Origin of the sequence: Microbacterium meiriae (genome assembly GCF_040702565.1) — a bacterium.
Taxonomy (GTDB): Bacteria; Actinomycetota; Actinomycetes; order Actinomycetales; family Microbacteriaceae; genus Microbacterium; species Microbacterium meiriae.
The window spans coordinates 1,146,479-1,161,895 of record NZ_JBFBLJ010000001.1 but is presented as its reverse complement, the minus strand read 5'-3'; the positions used below and the strand labels follow the sequence as shown (position 1 = coordinate 1,161,895).

Below are 15,417 nucleotides of genomic sequence, written 5' to 3'. Positions count from 1 at the left end.
GGTTGTCCGGTAACGCGCGCGGAGGAGGCGATCGAGATCTCGACGATGTCTGATCAGACCGTACGGAAGTCGTCCATCGGTCGCACGGTGAGCGCCTACGTGACTCTGACGAAGCCCCGAGTCCTCGAACTCCTCCTCGTCTCGACCGTTCCGGTCATGTTCCTCGCGCAGGGTGGGCTGCCCGATCTCTGGCTGGTCCTCGCGACCGTCATCGGCGGGTCCATGAGCGCCGGTTCCGCCGGCGCGTTCAACATGTACCTCGATCGCGACATCGACGCGCACATGCACCGTACGGAGAACCGCCCGCTCGTGACCGGCGAGGTCAGCCCGCGCGGTGCCCTGATCTTCTCGTGGACGCTCGCGATCGTGTCGACCGTGTGGCTCTGGTTCACCACGAACTGGCTCACGGCGGTCCTGTCGGCCTCCGCGATCTTCTTCTACGTCGTGATCTACACGATGATCCTCAAGCGCCGTACCGAGCAGAACATCATCTGGGGCGGCATCGCGGGCTGCTTCCCGGTCCTCATCGGCTGGTCCGCCGTCACCGGATCGCTCGACTGGCCCGCCTTCATCCTGTTCCTGCTCGTCTTCCTCTGGACGCCGCCGCACTACTGGCCGCTGTCGATGAAGTACAAGGACGACTACGACGACGTCGACGTGCCCATGCTCGGCGTCACCCGTAACGCGTCGCAGGTCGGCCTGCAGGTCATCCTGTACGCGTGGGCCACGGTCGCCTGCTCGCTGCTGCTCGTGCCGATCGCCGGCATGGGCCTCGTCTACACCGTCTCCGCCCTGGTGTTCGGCGGCTGGTTCATCTACGAATCGCATCGCCTGTACAACCAGGCGGTGCGGGGGACCGAGGCGCGGCCGATGCGGGTCTTCCACGCCTCGATCACCTACCTGACGCTGCTGTTCGTCGCCGTGGCGATCGACCCGCTGCTGCCCTTCTGATCCTCGTCGGCCTGGGGCTCCGCGGACGCCGGCTCCGCATCGACCTGCGGCTCTGCGAACTCTGCGGCGGCGGCCGGGAGAGCGGGCTCCTCGCGCGGGACTGAGACCGTTTCGGCCGTCTCGTCCTGGATGATCGGCGCCTCCTGCTCGACGATCGGCGCGGCGGCGACGGGGGTGGCGACCAGCGTGCGCGCGGCGACGAGGACGAGCGACAGGAGCAGGCCCACCAGGCCCGCGCCGAGGACGACGGCGCCGACGACGACGAGCGACTGACCGACGTACACCTCGACACCGGTGGCGGTGCCGTCCATCAGGGTCGTGGTCATCGTGCCGACCTGTCCGGCGATCATCCAGCCGCCGACCCCGACCGCGGCGAGGGAGACGACGATGAGGAGCCAGAACCCGGCGCTGCGGGTGAGTGTCTTGTTCATGTCGACCACGATGGTCGATGCGGTGATGAGCGCCCGGTGCGCGCGCTATGGATCGTCTGTGCGGCAGGTCAGTCGGCAGGGGCGGGTACGACGGACGCGGTGCGCTTGAGGTGCAGCACGACGACGGTGTAAGTCGCGGCGGAGAGCGATGCCAGGACCATGTGGATGCCCACGAGCACGGGCGGAAGCCCTTCTCGCGCCTGCCAGACGCCGACGGCGACCTGCACGAGGATCGCGATGACGAGCACGAGCAGCCACCGGCGGGGCTCGAGACGAAGGACCCAGGCCGCCACCGTCAGGAAGAGCACGAGCGCGGCGAGGATGTAACCCGGCCAGGAGTGGACATGGGCGAGGACCGTGGCGTCGAAGCCGCGGCGCAGCACGTCGGCGTCGCCGGAGTGCGGGCCGGAGCCGGTCGTCAGCACGCCGAACAGGATGGTCACGGCCAGGGCGAGGCCGGTGATGTGCGTCACGATCGCGAACCAGGTGGGGACGGCCCGTTCGCGCGGTCCTTCCGGAGTCGCCAGCCGCACGAGGAACGCGGCGGTGATGCAGACGAGCAGGAGCGACGACGTGTAGTGGAACCCGACGATGAAGGGGTTCAGGCCCGTGAGCACGGTGATGCCGCCGACCAAGGCCTGCGCGACGACGCCGATCAGCACGAGCCAGGCGAGGAGGACGAGGTCCCGCCGGGCGGGCGTCGTGCGGACCGAGTGGACCGCGGCCGCGATCACCGCGATCAGGAGCACGGCGGAGGCGACGGGGAACGCCGGGAAGTCGGTGAGCGAGACCAGGGCGAAGGCGACCGCCGCCCCGGCGAGACCGCCGACAGCGAACCACAGGGCGTTGATGAGCGCCCGGCGGCCGCTGATGGTGTGCAGGACGAGCAGGACGACGGCGATCGCGATGATCCCGACGACGCCGGTCATCAGCCGGTTGCCGAACTCGATCATCCCGTGGATGCCCTGCACCTCGACGATCGGGACGAGCGACTCGGGTGTGCACAGCGGCCACTCGGTGCAGCCGAGGCCGGAGCCCGTCAGACGCACCGCACCGCCGGTGCCGATGATGATCGTCTCGCTGAGGAACGACAGCCAGGCGAAGACGGTGAGCGCGCGACCCCATACGGCGGAGCGGGGGGAGGGGGTCGCCCGCGTCGTCGAAGCGGTGGGGATGGTCGTCTCGGGCATAAGTCCTCCGGCCCGTCGAAGACGTGGCGCACGGCCCGTCCGTCAGGCGGAACCTGTAGAATCGGATTGTTGCGATGAGCGCTGACAGCGCTGAAGCATCGTCAACAGTTTAGGCGCGATGGAAGCGCCCGTGATGAGGGCCCACCAACGGCACCCGCTCCCGCAGACTCGACGGGGATCAGGTGTGTCGGGGCGGATGACACCGTTTGGGACCTGTGAGGAGAGTGTTGCATGTCGGATGTGCTGATCGACCGCCCGGAGCTCGATGGTCTGGGGGTGTACGAATTCGGCTGGCACGATGAGGATGCCGCGGGTGCCGTCGCCAAACGCGGGATCTCCGAAGAGGTCGTCCGCGGGATCTCGGCCCTCAAGAACGAGCCGGAGTGGATGCTGAAGACCCGCCTCAAGGGCTATCAGCTCTTCGGCCGCAAGCCGATGCCGACGTGGGGCGCCGACCTCAGCGACATCGACTTCGACAACATCAAGTACTTCGTCCGCTCCACCGAGAAGCAGGCGCAGAGCTGGGAAGACCTCCCCGAGGAGATCCGCGAGACGTACGAGCGCCTGGGCATCCCCGAGGCCGAGCGTCAGCGTCTCGTCGCCGGCGTCGCCGCGCAGTACGAGTCCGAGGTCGTGTATCACCAGATCCGCGAGGACCTGGAGCAGCAGGGCGTCATCTTCATGGACACCGACACCGCCCTGCGCGAGCACCCCGAGTTCTTCGAGGAGTACTTCGGCACCGTCATCCCGGCGGGCGACAACAAGTTCGCCGCGCTGAACACCGCCGTCTGGTCGGGCGGATCGTTCGTCTACGTCCCCAAGGGCGTGCACGTCGAGATCCCGCTGCAGGCCTACTTCCGCATCAACACCGAGAACATGGGCCAGTTCGAGCGGACCCTGATCATCGCCGACGAGGACAGCTACGTCCACTACATCGAGGGCTGCACGGCCCCGATCTACAAGTCGGACTCCCTGCACTCGGCCGTCGTCGAGATCATCGTGAAGAAGAACGCCCGCGTGCGCTACACGACGATCCAGAACTGGTCGAACAACGTCTACAACCTGGTCACCAAGCGCGCCGTGGCGCACGAGGGCGCGACCATGGAGTGGGTCGACGGAAACATCGGCTCCAAGGTGACGATGAAGTACCCGTCGATCTACCTGATGGGCGAGCACGCCAAGGGCGAGACCCTCTCCGTCGCGTTCGCCGGTCCCGGCCAGCACCAGGACGCCGGCGCGAAGATGATCCACATGGCGCCGTACACGCAGTCGTCGATCGTCTCGAAGTCGATCGCGCGTGGCGGTGGCCGTGCCGGCTACCGCGGCGAGGTCCGTGTCGACGCCGCTGCGCACCACTCCGCCAACACCGTCCGCTGCGACGCGCTGCTCGTGGACACGAAGTCGCGCTCCGACACCTACCCGGCGATCGACATCCGTGTCGACGACGTGCAGCTCGGGCACGAGGCCACGGTCTCGAAGGTCAGCGAGGAGCAGCTCTTCTACCTGCAGTCCCGCGGCATGCCCGAGGACGAGGCGATGGCGATGATCGTGCGCGGCTTCATCGAGCCGATCGCGCGCGAGCTGCCCATGGAGTACGCGATGGAACTGAACAAGCTCATCGAGATGGGCATGGAAGGATCGGTCGGCTAAATGGCGGCCTCGACGACAGCGCCCAGCGAGGCGCAGCACACGAACGCGCACATCGACCCGGCCGCCCAGGTGGCGGACGCGGGATTCGTCCCGGTGCAGACCCGCTCCGAGCGCCCGCACTCGTTCGACCCGGACGACTTCGGCACGCCGACCGGTCGCGAGGTGAACTGGAAGCACACGCCGGTGGCCGCGCTCACGCCGCTGTTCCGCACCGCGGAGGGCGAGGAGGGCGTGCAGTACTCCTTCACGTCCGGCGAGCAGTACGTCGGCGCACCGCTCACGGCGGGAACCGCTCCGCGCGGCGAGGTCTTCCTCGCCGAGGACATCACCGCCGCCGTCGCGTGGCAGGGCGCCTCCGAGGCGCTGCACATCCGCATCCCGCGCGAGGAGGAGGTCGCGGCGCCGATCTTCGTGTCGCTCACGGGCACCGGAGCCGACCGCCGGGCGGATGCCCACATCGTGATCGAGGCCCTCGAGCACAGCTCCGCCACGGTGGTGCTGCAGCACAAGGGCTCGGCGCAGTACGCCCAGAACGTCGAGATCATCGTCCGTGACGGGGCGAAGCTCACGGTCGTCTCCGTGCAGCAGTGGGACGATGACGCCGTGCACGCGGCCGCCCACCAGGCGCGAGTCGCGGCCGACGCCACGCTCAAGCACTTCGTCGTGAGCTTCGGCGGCGGCGTGGTGCGCGTGAACCCGAGCGTCGAGCTCGCCGGTGCCGGCTCCGAGGGCTACCTGTACGGGCTGTCCTACGCCGACTCCGGCCAGCACCTGGAGAGCCAGGTGTACCTGCACCACAAGGGCCCGCACACGACCGGCGACGTGCTCTACAAGGGCGCGCTGCAGGGCGAGAGCGCCCACAGCGTGTGGATCGGCGACGTGCTCATCGGTGCGGATGCCACCGGCACCGACTCGTACGAGGCCAACCGCAACCTGGTGCTCACGGAGGGCGCGCGCGCCGACTCCATCCCGAACCTCGAGATCGAGACGGGCGACATCGTCGGCGCCGGGCACGCGAGTGCCACCGGCCGCTTCGACGACGAGCAGCTCTTCTATCTCCAGGCTCGCGGCATCCCGGAGGACGAGGCCCGCCGCCTGGTGGTTCTCGGCTTCCTCACCGACATCGTGCTGCGCCTTGGCATCCCCGACCTGGAGTCGGAGCTGCTGGCCGCCATCGAGGCCGAGCTCGCCGAGGTGAACGCGTGACCGCGCAGCGCGTCTGCGGCGTCTCCGAGCTGGAGCAGGACACGCCGCTGCGCGTCGAGCCGGACGGTGTGCCGATCACGGTCATCAAGGACGGCGAGGGCGTCATCCACGCCATCGGCGACACCTGCACCCACGGCGACATCTCGCTGTCCGAGGGCTTCGTGGAAGGCGACACGGTGGAGTGCTGGGCTCATGGCTCGGCGTTCTCCCTGATCACCGGCAAGCCCCAGAATCTCCCCGCATATGAGCCCGTTCCGGTCTACGTCGTCGAGATCGACGGCGACGACGTGCTCATCGATCCCGCTGTGACGAAGGAAGTCTGAAGAATGTCTGTTCTCGAGATCCGCGACCTGCATGTGACGGTCGAGACCGAGGCGGGGACCACCCCGATCCTCAACGGAATCACCCTCACCATGAACACTGGTGAGACCCACGCCATCATGGGCCCCAACGGCTCCGGCAAGTCCACCCTGGCCTACACGATCGCGGGCCACCCGAAGTACACGGTCACGTCCGGCTCCATCACCTTCGACGGTGAGGACGTCCTGGCGATGAGCGTCGACGAGCGCGCCCGCGCCGGCCTGTTCCTCGCCATGCAGTACCCGGTCGAGATCCCCGGCGTGACCGTGACGAACTTCCTGCGCACCGCGAAGACCGCGCTCGACGGCGAGGCGCCCTCGATCCGGCAGTGGACCAAGGACGTCAAGGAGTCCATGGCCAACCTCCGCATGGACCCGAAGTTCGCGCAGCGCAACGTCAACGAGGGCTTCTCGGGTGGCGAGAAGAAGCGCCACGAGATCCTCCAGCTCGAGGTGCTCAAGCCGAAGTTCGCCGTGCTCGACGAGACCGACTCCGGCCTCGACGTGGACGCGCTGAAGATCGTCTCCGAGGGTGTCAACCGCGCGAAGGAGTCCACCGGTCTCGGTGTGCTGCTCATCACGCACTACACCCGGATCCTCCGCTACATCCGCCCGGACTACGTCCACGTGGTCGTCGCGGGCAAGATCGTCGAGGAGGGCGGACCCGAGCTCGCCGACCGTCTGGAGAACGAGGGCTACGACCGGTTCCTCGACCCCTCCGCTCCCATCGAGGCGTAGGCTGATCGCATGACAGCGACCCTGACGGACGAGAAGTACGACGCGGTCACCGAGGCCCTCAAGGACGTGATGGATCCTGAGCTCGGGATCAACGTCGTCGACCTCGGGCTCATCTACGACCTCGCCTGGGATGACGAGAACGACGCTCTCGTCATCCACATGACGCTGACCAGTGCGGGCTGCCCGCTCACGGATGTCCTCGAAGACCAGACGGCGCAGGCCCTGGACAACGTCGTGGACCGCTTCCGCATCAACTGGGTGTGGATGCCGCCGTGGGGACCCGAGCGGATCACGGACGACGGACGCGACATGATGCGTGCTCTCGGCTTCGCGATCTGAGCGTTCCGGTCACCTGACCACCAGACGAAGCGGGCGTGCCGGGCACGCCCGCTTCGACGTCTCCGCATCGGCGCGGAGAGAAATCGGAGGACGAATGCTGTCGGTCAAGGCCCTGCCGCTGTCGGAGCTGCGCGAGCGCACCAGCGAGAAGTGGCGGGAGTATCCCGAGGACGTGCTGCCCCTCTTCGTCGCGGAGATGGACTTCCCGCTCGCTCCGCCCATCACCGCCGCTCTGCAGCGGGCGCTGGACCTCGGGGACACCGGGTACATCGCCTCGCGGACACCGCTCGCGGAGGCCTACGCGGGTTTCGCGGAGCGCCGCTTCGGCTGGCGTCCCGACCCCGCACGGATGCGCAGCACGGCGGACGTGAGCATGGGCATCGTCGAGATCCTCCGCCGCGTCACGCAGCCGGGGGAGCGCGTCGTCGTGACGCCTCCGGTCTACCCGCCCTTCTACGACCTCGTCGCCGAGGCGGGAGCCGAGGTGCAGCGGGTGCCGCTGCGCGACACGGGGACGCGGTGGGAGCTCGACCTCGACGGGATCCGCGCCGCGTTCGAGGACGGCGCGACGGCCATCCTCCTCTGCAACCCGCACAACCCCACGGGCACCGTGCACGATCGGGAGACGCTGGCCGCGCTGGCTGACCTGGCCGAGGAGTTCGGCGCGACGGTCGTATCGGACGAGATCCATGCACCGCTCGCGCAGCCCGGCGCGGGCTTCACGCCCTTCCTCGCCACGAGCGACGCGGCAGCCCGGGTCGGCTATGCCGTCGTCAGCGCGAGCAAGGCGTTCAATCTCGCGGGACTGAAGTGCGCGCTCATGGTGACCGCCGCGGAAGAGACGTCCGCGGTCGTTCGCGACCTGCCGGTCGAGGTGGAGTGGCGGACGGGACAGTTCGGTCTGCTCGCGGCCGTCGCCGCATTCTCGGAGGAGAGCGACGCCTGGCTCGACGGCCTCCTGCGCACCCTCGACGAGAACCGCGTGCTGCTGGAAGATCTCCTCGCCCGTCACCTGCCCGCCGCCCGCTACCGCATTCCGGACGCGGGGTACCTCGCGTGGATCGACCTCTCGGCACTCGGCTGGGGCGACAATCCCGCCCGGCAGATCCTCCGCGAGGCGAAGGTCGCGCTGCACTTCGGCCCGGCCTTCGGGGAGGAAGGGGCCGGACACGTGCGGCTCAACTTCGGCACCAGCCCCGAGATCCTCACCGAGGCGATCGAGCGCATCGCCGCGCTCGTCGAGCGATGACGGCTGCGGAGCCGACCGCCACGATCTGGGACCGCAGCCGGGTCTGGGTGACTCTGGGCGCTGTCGCCCTGATCTTCCTCGCCGCGATCGAGGCCCTCGCGGTGACGACGGTCATGCCGATCGTCAGCGATGCCCTGGACGGCCAGTCGCTGTACGCCGTCGCCTTCGCGGGCACGCTCGCGACCAGCGTGATCGGGATGGTCGCGGCCGGTTCCTGGTCGGACGCGCGCGGTCCGCGCGGCGCGCTGTACGCCGCCGTCACCCTCTTCATCCTCGGCCTGCTGATCTCCGGGTTCGCGGCGACGATGCCCCAGTTCCTGATCGGACGACTGGTGCAGGGGCTCGGTGCCGGTGGCCAGACCGTCGCTCTGTACGTCGTCGTCGCGCGGCTGTATCCGCCGTACCTGCACGGGCGGGTGTTCGCGGCATTCGCGGCCGCCTGGGTGGTGCCGTCGATGATCGGGCCCTTCCTCGCGGGAGCGGTGGCGGAGTACCTCGATTGGCGATGGGCGTTCCTGGGCGTGGCGGTGCTGACCGCGATCGCGTTCTCCATGGTCGCGATCCGCTTGCGCGGTGTCGACCTCGGCCGCGGGGAGCCGCAGGACCGGCGGGCGCTGCTCACGCGCCTCTCGCTCGCCATCGTCGTCGCGGTGCTCGCGGTGGTGATCGGACTGTCCGCCGAGCTCGATCCGGCGATCGGCTGGCCGGTCGCGCTGGGAGCCGTGCTCGCGATCGGTGTCGCCGTGCTGCCCCTTCTGCCGCGACGCACGCTGCGCGCCGGCGCCGGCCTTCCCAGTGTCGTGCTCATGCGCGGCGTGGCGGCCGGCGCGTTCTTCGCCGCGGAGGCCTACATCCCGTACCTGCTCATGCGGAAGTTCGACTTCTCCGCCACCTGGGCCGGGGTCGCCCTCATGCTGGCCGCTTTCGCGTGGGCCGGTGCGTCCGCCGCGCAGGGTCGCTACGGTGAGCGGCTGGGCAACCACCGCATCACGGCTCTCAGCCTGGGAGCGTTGCTCGTGGCGATGCTCTGCGTGCTGGCCGCCGCGGCGTTCGACGCCTCGCCGATCTTCGTGATCGTCGGGTGGGCGTTCGCCGGGGGCGGCATGGGGCTGCTGTACCCGCGGCTCACCGTGCTGACCCTCGCCTACTCGGATGAGACGAACCAGGGATTCAACTCCTCGGCGCTCTCGATCTCGGACGCGACGGGTTCGGCGGTCGCGATCGCGCTGGCGGGGCTCGCCGTCGCCACTCTGGGTGGCCGGGCGGATGCGTTCGCGGTCGTGTTCGTCCTCGGTGTCGGGCTGGTGCTGCTCGCGGTGATCCCCGGGCTCAGGCTCGGGCACGCCGCGGAGTCTTCGGTGCGCTGAGCTCACCGGCGAGGGCGATCACACCGAGGTCGAACACCCGGTCCAGACCCGCCGTCACGTCGACCTCGCTGGAGGACGGGAGGGCGCCGTGACTGTCGGCGTGCATCCGCTGCTGGACGAGGGTCGCATGACCGAGCACGAAATGCAGGATCGCGGCGCCGCGGTCCTCGGCGTCCTGAGCTCCCTCCGCGCGGAGGGCCGCGACCAGAGCCTCGCGGGCCTGGGCCGAGCCCAGCTGGAGCGCGTACGTGCTGAGCACGAGCTCCGCGCCGTCCCGGTAGGCGAAGAGGGCGTCGCGGAGCGCGCGGGCAGTCGCGAGGACCCCGCCGTCTCCGGCGGGAACCCCGGCGGTGATCCGGTCGGCGAGGTCGGCGAGGAGCTCCTGCTTGTTCGCCACGTGCCAGTAGAGAGCGCTGGGCTGCACGTCGAGCCGAGCCGCGATGCGGCGCATGGAGAGGTCGGCCAGCCCCACCTCGTCGAGGAGGGCCAGGGCCGTCCGCGAGACGCTGTCCCGGTCATGACGGGCGGGATTCATCTCGGGACTCATGCTCCCACTATAGTGAACGGCGTTCAGGTGAACGGTGTTCAGGAGGATGAATGCGCAGGCGGCAGCCGGGGACGACCGCGACGCTCGCGGAGCCGGGAACGGTGCGTCTCGACGGCGTGGGCGTGACGGTCGACGGCCGCGTTCTGCTCGACGACGTGACGCTGGAACTCACCGCGCCGCGCATCGCCGTGATCGGTGCGAACGGCTCCGGGAAGTCGACGTTCGCCCGATTGCTGAACGGCCTCATGACGCCGACCACGGGAACGGTCACCGTCCACGGCCTCGACGCGCTCCGAGAGCGGACCGCCGTCCGCCGCCGGGTGGGCTTCGTCTTCACCGATCCGGACGCCCAGATCCTGATGCCGACCCCGGCCGAGGATCTCGCGCTGTCCCTCCGCGGGCGGCCCCGTGGGGACATCGCCGCCCGCGTGCAGGAGACGCTGGATCGGCACGGTCTCGGCGCCCACGCCGACATCCCGGCGTCGTCGCTCTCGGGAGGCCAGAAGCAGATGCTGGCCCTCGCTGCGGTGCTCCTCTCCGAGCCGGCACTGATCGTCGCGGACGAACCGACCACGCTCCTCGACCTGCGCAACGCCCGGCGGATCGGAGACCTCCTCCTGGCGCAGGACGCGCAGGTGCTCATCGTCACCCACGATCTCGAGCTCGCCGCGCGCTGCGACACGGCCGTCCTCTTCGACGGCGGGCGCGTCGTCGATCAGGGAGATCCCGAGGCGGTCATCGCGCGCTACCGCCGGTTGTGCGCGTGATCCCGTCCCGGCCGCTCGTACCGGGGCGCCTGTCGAGGGTGCCGGCCGGACCGAAGCTGGCGGGCCTCGCCCTCGCGGCGCTCGCGATGACCCTGTTCCCGCACGGGCCGGTCAGCATCGCCGTCTGCCTCGCGGCCGTGCTCGCGCTCTACCCGATCGGAGGTGTGCCGCTCTCCGCCGCCGTGATCGAGCTGTGGCGGCTGCGTGCGGTCCTGCTCGTGCTCGCGATCGCCCTCGCCGTCTTCGTGTCTCCCGCGGCCGCCTGGATGAGCACCGGGCGGGTCGCCGCATTGCTGCTGCTCGCCGCGCTCCTCACCCTGACCACGCGCATGTCCGACCTCCTGGAGGTGCTGCAGCGCCTCCTGCGGCCGCTGCGCCGTGTCGGGGTGGACCCCGAGGCGGTGTCGATCGCGGTGTCGCTCACCCTGACGATGGTGCCCGTCGTCGCGGGCTTCGCACAGCGGGTGCGCGATGCGGAGCGCGCCCGCGGTGTGCGACTGGGTGTGCGTGGCGTGGTGCCCCTGCTCGTCATGACGCTCCGCCACGCGGACCAGGTCGGTGATGCCCTCGCCGCCCGCGGGGTCGGCTGACGGTCACGCCACGACGGCGGGGGCGGGGACGGCGCTGCCGGAGCGGTCGGCGAGCCGCAGCGCAGCCACGAGCAGCAGCACGGCGAGCGCCGCAGTGGAGACCGTCGTACCGAGGAAGAGGAGCAGCACCACCCCCGTGAGTCCCACGGCGGTCCCCAGCACCAGGCGGCGGCGCGAGTCCGTCGCCGTCGGCGAGGGGTGGTTCTCGAAGCGATCGACGCGCACGGCGACCAGGGCGGTGAGGACGAGTGCCGTCACCAGCCACAGCGGGCGGGCTGCCCACCACTCCACGCTGTCGAGTGCGGGCAGGCTGAGCCCCCCGACGATCGCTGCCAGCGCTGTTGCTCCGGCCATCACCAACAGCACCGGCATGTGCCAGAGGTAGATGGTCATCGTGCGCCGGGTCACGAACGCGGTGAACGCGGCCACCGGGGTGTGCCGGCTGAAGCGTCCGATCCGGTCGCGGTACAGGGAGAACAGGGTCGTGTGGATGAGCCCGACCAGCAGGAGGGCGGCTGTCGGCGGGTTGATGTTGGCGATGAGGTCGGGGGAGTACACGCCCCCGAGGAAGAGTGCGACGAGGAGCCCGAGGGAGCCGGTGCCGATCGCCACGCGGACTCCGGGCCGCAGTGCATCCACGCGTCCGTCGGCGAGGAAGAACCCGAGCTGCTGCATCGTCAGCCAGACGAAGGCGAGGTTGAGGAAACCCAGGGCGTCCTTCCCGGTCGTGGCGCGCAGCACGTCGACCGCGACGGCCGCAGCGGCGAGGAGACCGATGGTCCGCAGCGGCGCGCGGTCGTGCAGCGCGACGAAGGCGGGGAGGAGGGCCTGGCACAGCAGGAAGACCCCGAGGAACCACAGGGGCTGCCCGTACCGGAAACCCGCGACCGCGATGAGATCCGGGGAGACCCCGACGACGGTGAGCACGGCGAGAGCGATGCCGACCGCGGCGATGGTGAACAGGGCCGGGCGCAGGAGCCGGTGCACCCGACCGGCCACGAAGGCGGTGGCGCTCCCGCCGCGGTCGCGGAGGCGGCGGTAGGCGAGGAGTCCGGAGAACCCTCCGATCACGAAGAAGAGCGGCATCACCTGCAGCAGCCAGCTCAGCGGCGCGATCCAGCCCGTGCCGTCGCTCGCGTTCTCGAACACCGGCCCGGACTCGGACACCGTGACCCCCACCATGACGGCGTGCAGCAGGACGACGCCGAGCACGCACAGCGCCCGGACGACGTCGATGCCGGTGTCGCGGTGGCCGGTGGGGGCGGATACGGCGGGGGCGGGGGTGCTGAGGCGTGGAGCCGCGGCGATGACCATGAGTCCTCCTGGGAACGGTGTCCTCGGAGGCTATGGACGCGGTGGTCGGCACGACATCACCCCGTGGTGCCGTCCTGACCCCTACGCAGGGGTGACTCAGGCGGAGGGTTCGACCAGACCGGTGTCGTAGGCGAGGATGACGGCGTGCACGCGGTCGCGGACACCGAGTTTCGCGAGCACTTTGCCGACGTGGGTCTTCACGGTCTGCTCGGCGATGAACAGGTCGCCCGCGATCTCCGTGTTGGAGCGGCCCTTGCCGATGAGGACGAGCACCTCGCGCTCCCGGTCGGTGAGATCGGCGAGGGCGGTCGCTGACCTGCGTGATGCCGGCCGCCGTCCGGCGAACTGTTCGATCATCCGCCGCGTCACGCTCGGGGCGAGGAGCGCATCGCCCCCCGCCACCACGCGGACGGCATGCACGAGCTCCTCCGGGAGGGCGTCCTTGAGGAGGAAGCCGCTGGCGCCGGCGGCGAGGGCGTCGTAGACGTAGTCGTCGATGTCGAACGTGGTGAGCATGAGGATCCGCGGCACGTGCGCGGCCGGGTACGACGGGCCCAGGATGCGCCGGGTGGCCTCGATGCCGTCGAGCTCCGGCATGCGGACGTCCATGAGGATGACGTCGGGGTCGAGCCGCGCGGCGAGCGTGACGGCTTCTGCGCCGTCCGCGGCCTGACCCACCACGCGGATGCCCTCATGGGCGTCCAGCAGGGCGGCGAAGCCGGCGCGGACCATCGCCTGATCGTCGGCGATGAGCACGCTGATCGTCACGAGTTCTCCTTGTCTTCCGCCGGGGCGGTCGGGGCGGCCGCTGATGCCGCGGGGGACAGGGGCAGGGTGGCGTCGACCGTCCAGCCCCCGTCGTCGGACGGGCCGGCCGCGAGGCTCCCGCCCAGCAGCTCTGCGCGCTCGCGCATTCCCCGGAGGCCGTAGCCCCCGGTGGGGTTCTCGACCGGCTGCGGGGGTGCCGCGTTGCGCACCCGGATGTGCAGTCTGCCGGCATCGGCGTGAAGGCGGACGGTGACCCGTGCTCCGGGGGCATGGCGGACGGCGTTGCTCAATGCCTCCTGCACGATGCGGAAGGCGGCGATCTGCACACCGGGTCCGGCGGCCGAGGCCGCCTCGATCCCCTCCAGCACGAGACCGACCTCCACGCCGGCGCGTCGGATGGTGTCGACGAGGGCCGGCACGTCGTCCAGTCCCTGCTGCGGTGCGAGCTCGGCATGCTGGTCCTCCGTGCGGAGCACCCCCAGCATGCGCCGCATCTCGGTGAGCGAGGAGCGAGCGGTGGCGGCGATGTCGTCGAACTCGGCCGCCGCGTCGGCATCGAGGTCCGCGATCCGGTAGCGCGCGGTCGACGCCTGCACCTGGATCACCGACATGCTGTGCGCCACGACGTCGTGCAGCTCCCTGGCGATCCGGGTGCGCTCCTCCACGAGGGCGCGCCGCGACTCCTCCAGGGCGCTGTGCTCCTTCTCCCTGGTCAGCTCGGCCGCCACCCGCACGCGGCCGGCGACGAGGACGGCGATGAGGAACATCGCGGCGGCGACCGAGGTCGTCACGATCAGGTTGGCGGTGACGCTCCCGGAGCTCGCCGGCGTCGCGACCATGTCCGGCCGCAGCAGGGGCGCCGTCAGGGATGTGAGTGCGCCGATCACGAGGGTGAGGGCGCCGAGTCGGGCTCCCTGCACGAAGGACATCACGCCCACGAAGAGGACGAACGCGAGCAGTGCCGGTACCGACCACGGCCACGGGGACTGGATCGCCCGCGCCGGCTCGACGAGGAGAGGGAGCAGGAAGGCGCCGGCGGCGAACACGACGATCGCGGTCCGCGGACGGGAGGGGACGAGCAGGGGAGGCCCGCACACGGCGGCACCGAGCAGGAAAGACAGCGGCAGCGGCGTGCCCGAGAGCACCGTCTGGAGCGGGACGAGGAGCGCGTACAGCACGAGGACCGCCGTGGTCAGCGCCACGAGGGCGCCGGTGCGACGGCTGATCCGTGACGGGCGCGGGGTGCGCTCTCGGCGGCGTGCCATGCGTCTCATCCTGCCAGGTGCGGGACCGCCGTACGGCGGCGGCGGAGCGCGGCGATCCGGTCGATGACGATGCCGACGATCAGGGCGATGACGACGCCGATGGCGGCGCTGAGCACGGGCTGGTCGTGCAGCCAGGCACCGGCGAGCAACCCGATCGCGAGGCTGAACACGCTCCAGCTGACACCGGCGATGAGGCTCAGCGGGAGGAACCGCCGCCAGGGGAACCCGAGCGCTCCGGCGGACATGTTCACGGCCACGCGACCGATCGGGATGTATCGCGCGCCGAGGATCAGCGTCGCGCTGCGGCGGTCGAGAGCATGCTGCGCGTAGGCGAACGCGGCAGCGACGCGAGGGCGGCGCATCCACGCGAACCTCGTGGTGCCGAGCCGGCGACCGATGAGGAACGCGATGTTGTCGCCGATCGCGGCGCCCAGGGCGGCGACCGCCCCGAGCAGCAGGATGTTGCCGTCGCCGGTGGACGCGGCGACGGCCGCCGCGGCGACGAGGACCGTCTCGCTCGGGACCGGAGGGAAGAACCCGTCGATCACGGTCACCGCGAAGAGCACCGCGTACAGCCACGGGGAGGCGATCGCCTGCAGGATGAGGTCGTTGAGGATGTCCACTCCAGCACCGTAGGCAGCGGGTGCGGGGCGGGTCATCACTCCCCGGTATCGCCTCGGTCACCC

17 protein-coding genes are annotated in these 15,417 nt (G+C 70.2%); 10 read left to right on the top strand and 7 right to left on the bottom strand.

Going from position 1 to position 15,417, the window contains the following annotated elements; genetic code table 11:
- Positions 1–45: 45 nt before the first annotated feature.
- A complete protein-coding gene (locus tag AB0310_RS05650; RefSeq protein WP_187661634.1) occupies positions 46–951 on the top strand; it encodes a heme o synthase in 906 nt (301 codons plus the stop codon).
- Here AB0310_RS05650 and AB0310_RS05645 read toward each other — a convergent pair.
- Complete coding sequence (locus tag AB0310_RS05645) at positions 897–1,382, bottom strand: hypothetical protein (protein WP_366236745.1); 486 nt, start codon at positions 1,380–1,382, stop codon at positions 897–899. The genes AB0310_RS05650 and AB0310_RS05645 overlap by 55 nt on opposite strands.
- 68 nt (positions 1,383–1,450) lie before the next feature.
- Complete coding sequence (locus tag AB0310_RS05640) at positions 1,451–2,572, bottom strand: COX15/CtaA family protein (RefSeq protein WP_292793707.1); 1,122 nt, start codon at positions 2,570–2,572, stop codon at positions 1,451–1,453.
- A gap of 231 nt (positions 2,573–2,803) precedes the next feature.
- Between AB0310_RS05640 and sufB the strand changes: the two genes are divergently transcribed.
- The 7 genes from sufB (at position 2,804) to AB0310_RS05605 (ending at position 9,480) form a co-directional block, all read left to right on the top strand.
- Positions 2,804–4,222, top strand: a complete 1,419-nt coding sequence (gene sufB / locus AB0310_RS05635) for a Fe-S cluster assembly protein SufB (RefSeq protein WP_136052486.1) — start codon at positions 2,804–2,806, stop codon at positions 4,220–4,222.
- A complete protein-coding gene (gene sufD, locus AB0310_RS05630) occupies positions 4,223–5,428 on the top strand; it encodes a Fe-S cluster assembly protein SufD (protein ID WP_366236744.1) in 1,206 nt (401 codons plus the stop codon).
- A complete protein-coding gene (locus AB0310_RS05625) occupies positions 5,425–5,751 on the top strand; it encodes a non-heme iron oxygenase ferredoxin subunit (protein WP_025103649.1) in 327 nt (108 codons plus the stop codon). The genes sufD and AB0310_RS05625 overlap by 4 nt, the downstream gene beginning before the upstream one ends.
- Positions 5,752–5,754: 3 nt before the next feature.
- Positions 5,755–6,525 (top strand): Fe-S cluster assembly ATPase SufC, encoded by a 771-nt coding sequence (gene sufC, locus AB0310_RS05620; RefSeq protein WP_025103648.1) that lies wholly within the window; start codon positions 5,755–5,757, stop codon positions 6,523–6,525.
- Between the two features lie 9 nt (positions 6,526–6,534).
- Positions 6,535–6,864, top strand: a complete 330-nt coding sequence (locus AB0310_RS05615) for a metal-sulfur cluster assembly factor (protein ID WP_017202280.1) — start codon at positions 6,535–6,537, stop codon at positions 6,862–6,864.
- 94 nt (positions 6,865–6,958) lie between these two features.
- Positions 6,959–8,113 carry a MalY/PatB family protein gene (locus tag AB0310_RS05610; protein WP_268776214.1) on the top strand — a complete coding sequence of 385 codons (1,155 nt, stop codon included), beginning with the start codon at positions 6,959–6,961 and terminating at the stop codon, positions 8,111–8,113.
- The gene (locus tag AB0310_RS05605) at positions 8,110–9,480 is read left to right on the top strand and encodes an MFS transporter (RefSeq protein ID WP_292793699.1); all 1,371 of its coding nucleotides are present in this window, start codon (positions 8,110–8,112) and stop codon (positions 9,478–9,480) included. The genes AB0310_RS05610 and AB0310_RS05605 overlap by 4 nt, the downstream gene beginning before the upstream one ends.
- Here the strand turns inward: AB0310_RS05605 and AB0310_RS05600 are convergent.
- The gene (locus tag AB0310_RS05600) at positions 9,443–10,027 is read right to left on the bottom strand and encodes a TetR family transcriptional regulator (protein ID WP_366236743.1); all 585 of its coding nucleotides are present in this window, start codon (positions 10,025–10,027) and stop codon (positions 9,443–9,445) included. The genes AB0310_RS05605 and AB0310_RS05600 overlap by 38 nt on opposite strands.
- 50 nt (positions 10,028–10,077) lie before the next feature.
- On the opposite strand from AB0310_RS05600, the gene AB0310_RS05595 reads away from it, so the two are divergent.
- The gene (locus tag AB0310_RS05595) at positions 10,078–10,794 is read left to right on the top strand and encodes an energy-coupling factor ABC transporter ATP-binding protein (RefSeq protein ID WP_366236742.1); all 717 of its coding nucleotides are present in this window, start codon (positions 10,078–10,080) and stop codon (positions 10,792–10,794) included.
- A complete protein-coding gene (locus tag AB0310_RS05590) occupies positions 10,791–11,384 on the top strand; it encodes a CbiQ family ECF transporter T component (RefSeq protein ID WP_366236741.1) in 594 nt (197 codons plus the stop codon). Before AB0310_RS05595 ends, AB0310_RS05590 begins: the two co-directional genes overlap by 4 nt.
- Before the next feature lie 3 nt (positions 11,385–11,387).
- Here AB0310_RS05590 and AB0310_RS05585 read toward each other — a convergent pair whose 3' ends face one another.
- The 4 genes from AB0310_RS05585 to AB0310_RS05570 all read right to left on the bottom strand — a co-directional run bounded on the left by AB0310_RS05585 (position 11,388) and on the right by AB0310_RS05570 (position 15,354).
- Positions 11,388–12,698, bottom strand: coding sequence for an acyltransferase family protein (locus AB0310_RS05585; protein ID WP_366236740.1), 1,311 nt, complete (start codon positions 12,696–12,698; stop codon positions 11,388–11,390).
- Between the two features lie 96 nt (positions 12,699–12,794).
- On the bottom strand, positions 12,795–13,466 hold the full coding sequence (locus AB0310_RS05580; protein ID WP_366236739.1) for a response regulator: 672 nt from the start codon (positions 13,464–13,466) through the stop codon (positions 12,795–12,797).
- On the bottom strand, positions 13,463–14,731 hold the full coding sequence (locus AB0310_RS05575; protein WP_366236738.1) for a sensor histidine kinase: 1,269 nt from the start codon (positions 14,729–14,731) through the stop codon (positions 13,463–13,465). The genes AB0310_RS05580 and AB0310_RS05575 overlap by 4 nt, the downstream gene beginning before the upstream one ends.
- A gap of 5 nt (positions 14,732–14,736) precedes the next feature.
- Entirely contained in the window at positions 14,737–15,354 is a 618-nt protein-coding gene (locus AB0310_RS05570) for a DedA family protein (RefSeq protein ID WP_187664168.1), read from the bottom strand.
- Between the last annotated feature and the right edge of the window lie 63 nt (positions 15,355–15,417).

Excerpts from the sequence above, each read along its gene's own strand:
- AB0310_RS05595 (WP_366236742.1), top strand. The coding sequence starts at position 10,078 with ATGCGCAGGCGGCAGCCGGGGACGACCGCGACGCTCGCGGAGCCGGGA.
- AB0310_RS05605 (WP_292793699.1), top strand. The coding sequence starts at position 8,110 with ATGACGGCTGCGGAGCCGACCGCCACGATCTGGGACCGCAGCCGGGTC.
- sufD (WP_366236744.1), top strand. The coding sequence starts at position 4,223 with ATGGCGGCCTCGACGACAGCGCCCAGCGAGGCGCAGCACACGAACGCG.
- AB0310_RS05645 (WP_366236745.1), bottom strand. The coding sequence starts at position 1,382 with ATGAACAAGACACTCACCCGCAGCGCCGGGTTCTGGCTCCTCATCGTC.
- AB0310_RS05600 (WP_366236743.1), bottom strand. The coding sequence starts at position 10,027 with ATGAGTCCCGAGATGAATCCCGCCCGTCATGACCGGGACAGCGTCTCG.
- AB0310_RS05575 (WP_366236738.1), bottom strand. The coding sequence starts at position 14,731 with ATGGCACGCCGCCGAGAGCGCACCCCGCGCCCGTCACGGATCAGCCGT.
- AB0310_RS05615 (WP_017202280.1), top strand. The coding sequence starts at position 6,535 with ATGACAGCGACCCTGACGGACGAGAAGTACGACGCGGTCACCGAGGCC.
- AB0310_RS05640 (WP_292793707.1), bottom strand. The coding sequence starts at position 2,572 with ATGCCCGAGACGACCATCCCCACCGCTTCGACGACGCGGGCGACCCCC.
- AB0310_RS05650 (WP_187661634.1), top strand. The coding sequence starts at position 46 with ATGTCTGATCAGACCGTACGGAAGTCGTCCATCGGTCGCACGGTGAGC.
- AB0310_RS05610 (WP_268776214.1), top strand. The coding sequence starts at position 6,959 with ATGCTGTCGGTCAAGGCCCTGCCGCTGTCGGAGCTGCGCGAGCGCACC.
- sufB (WP_136052486.1), top strand. The coding sequence starts at position 2,804 with ATGTCGGATGTGCTGATCGACCGCCCGGAGCTCGATGGTCTGGGGGTG.
- AB0310_RS05585 (WP_366236740.1), bottom strand. The coding sequence starts at position 12,698 with ATGGTCATCGCCGCGGCTCCACGCCTCAGCACCCCCGCCCCCGCCGTA.
- sufC (WP_025103648.1), top strand. The coding sequence starts at position 5,755 with ATGTCTGTTCTCGAGATCCGCGACCTGCATGTGACGGTCGAGACCGAG.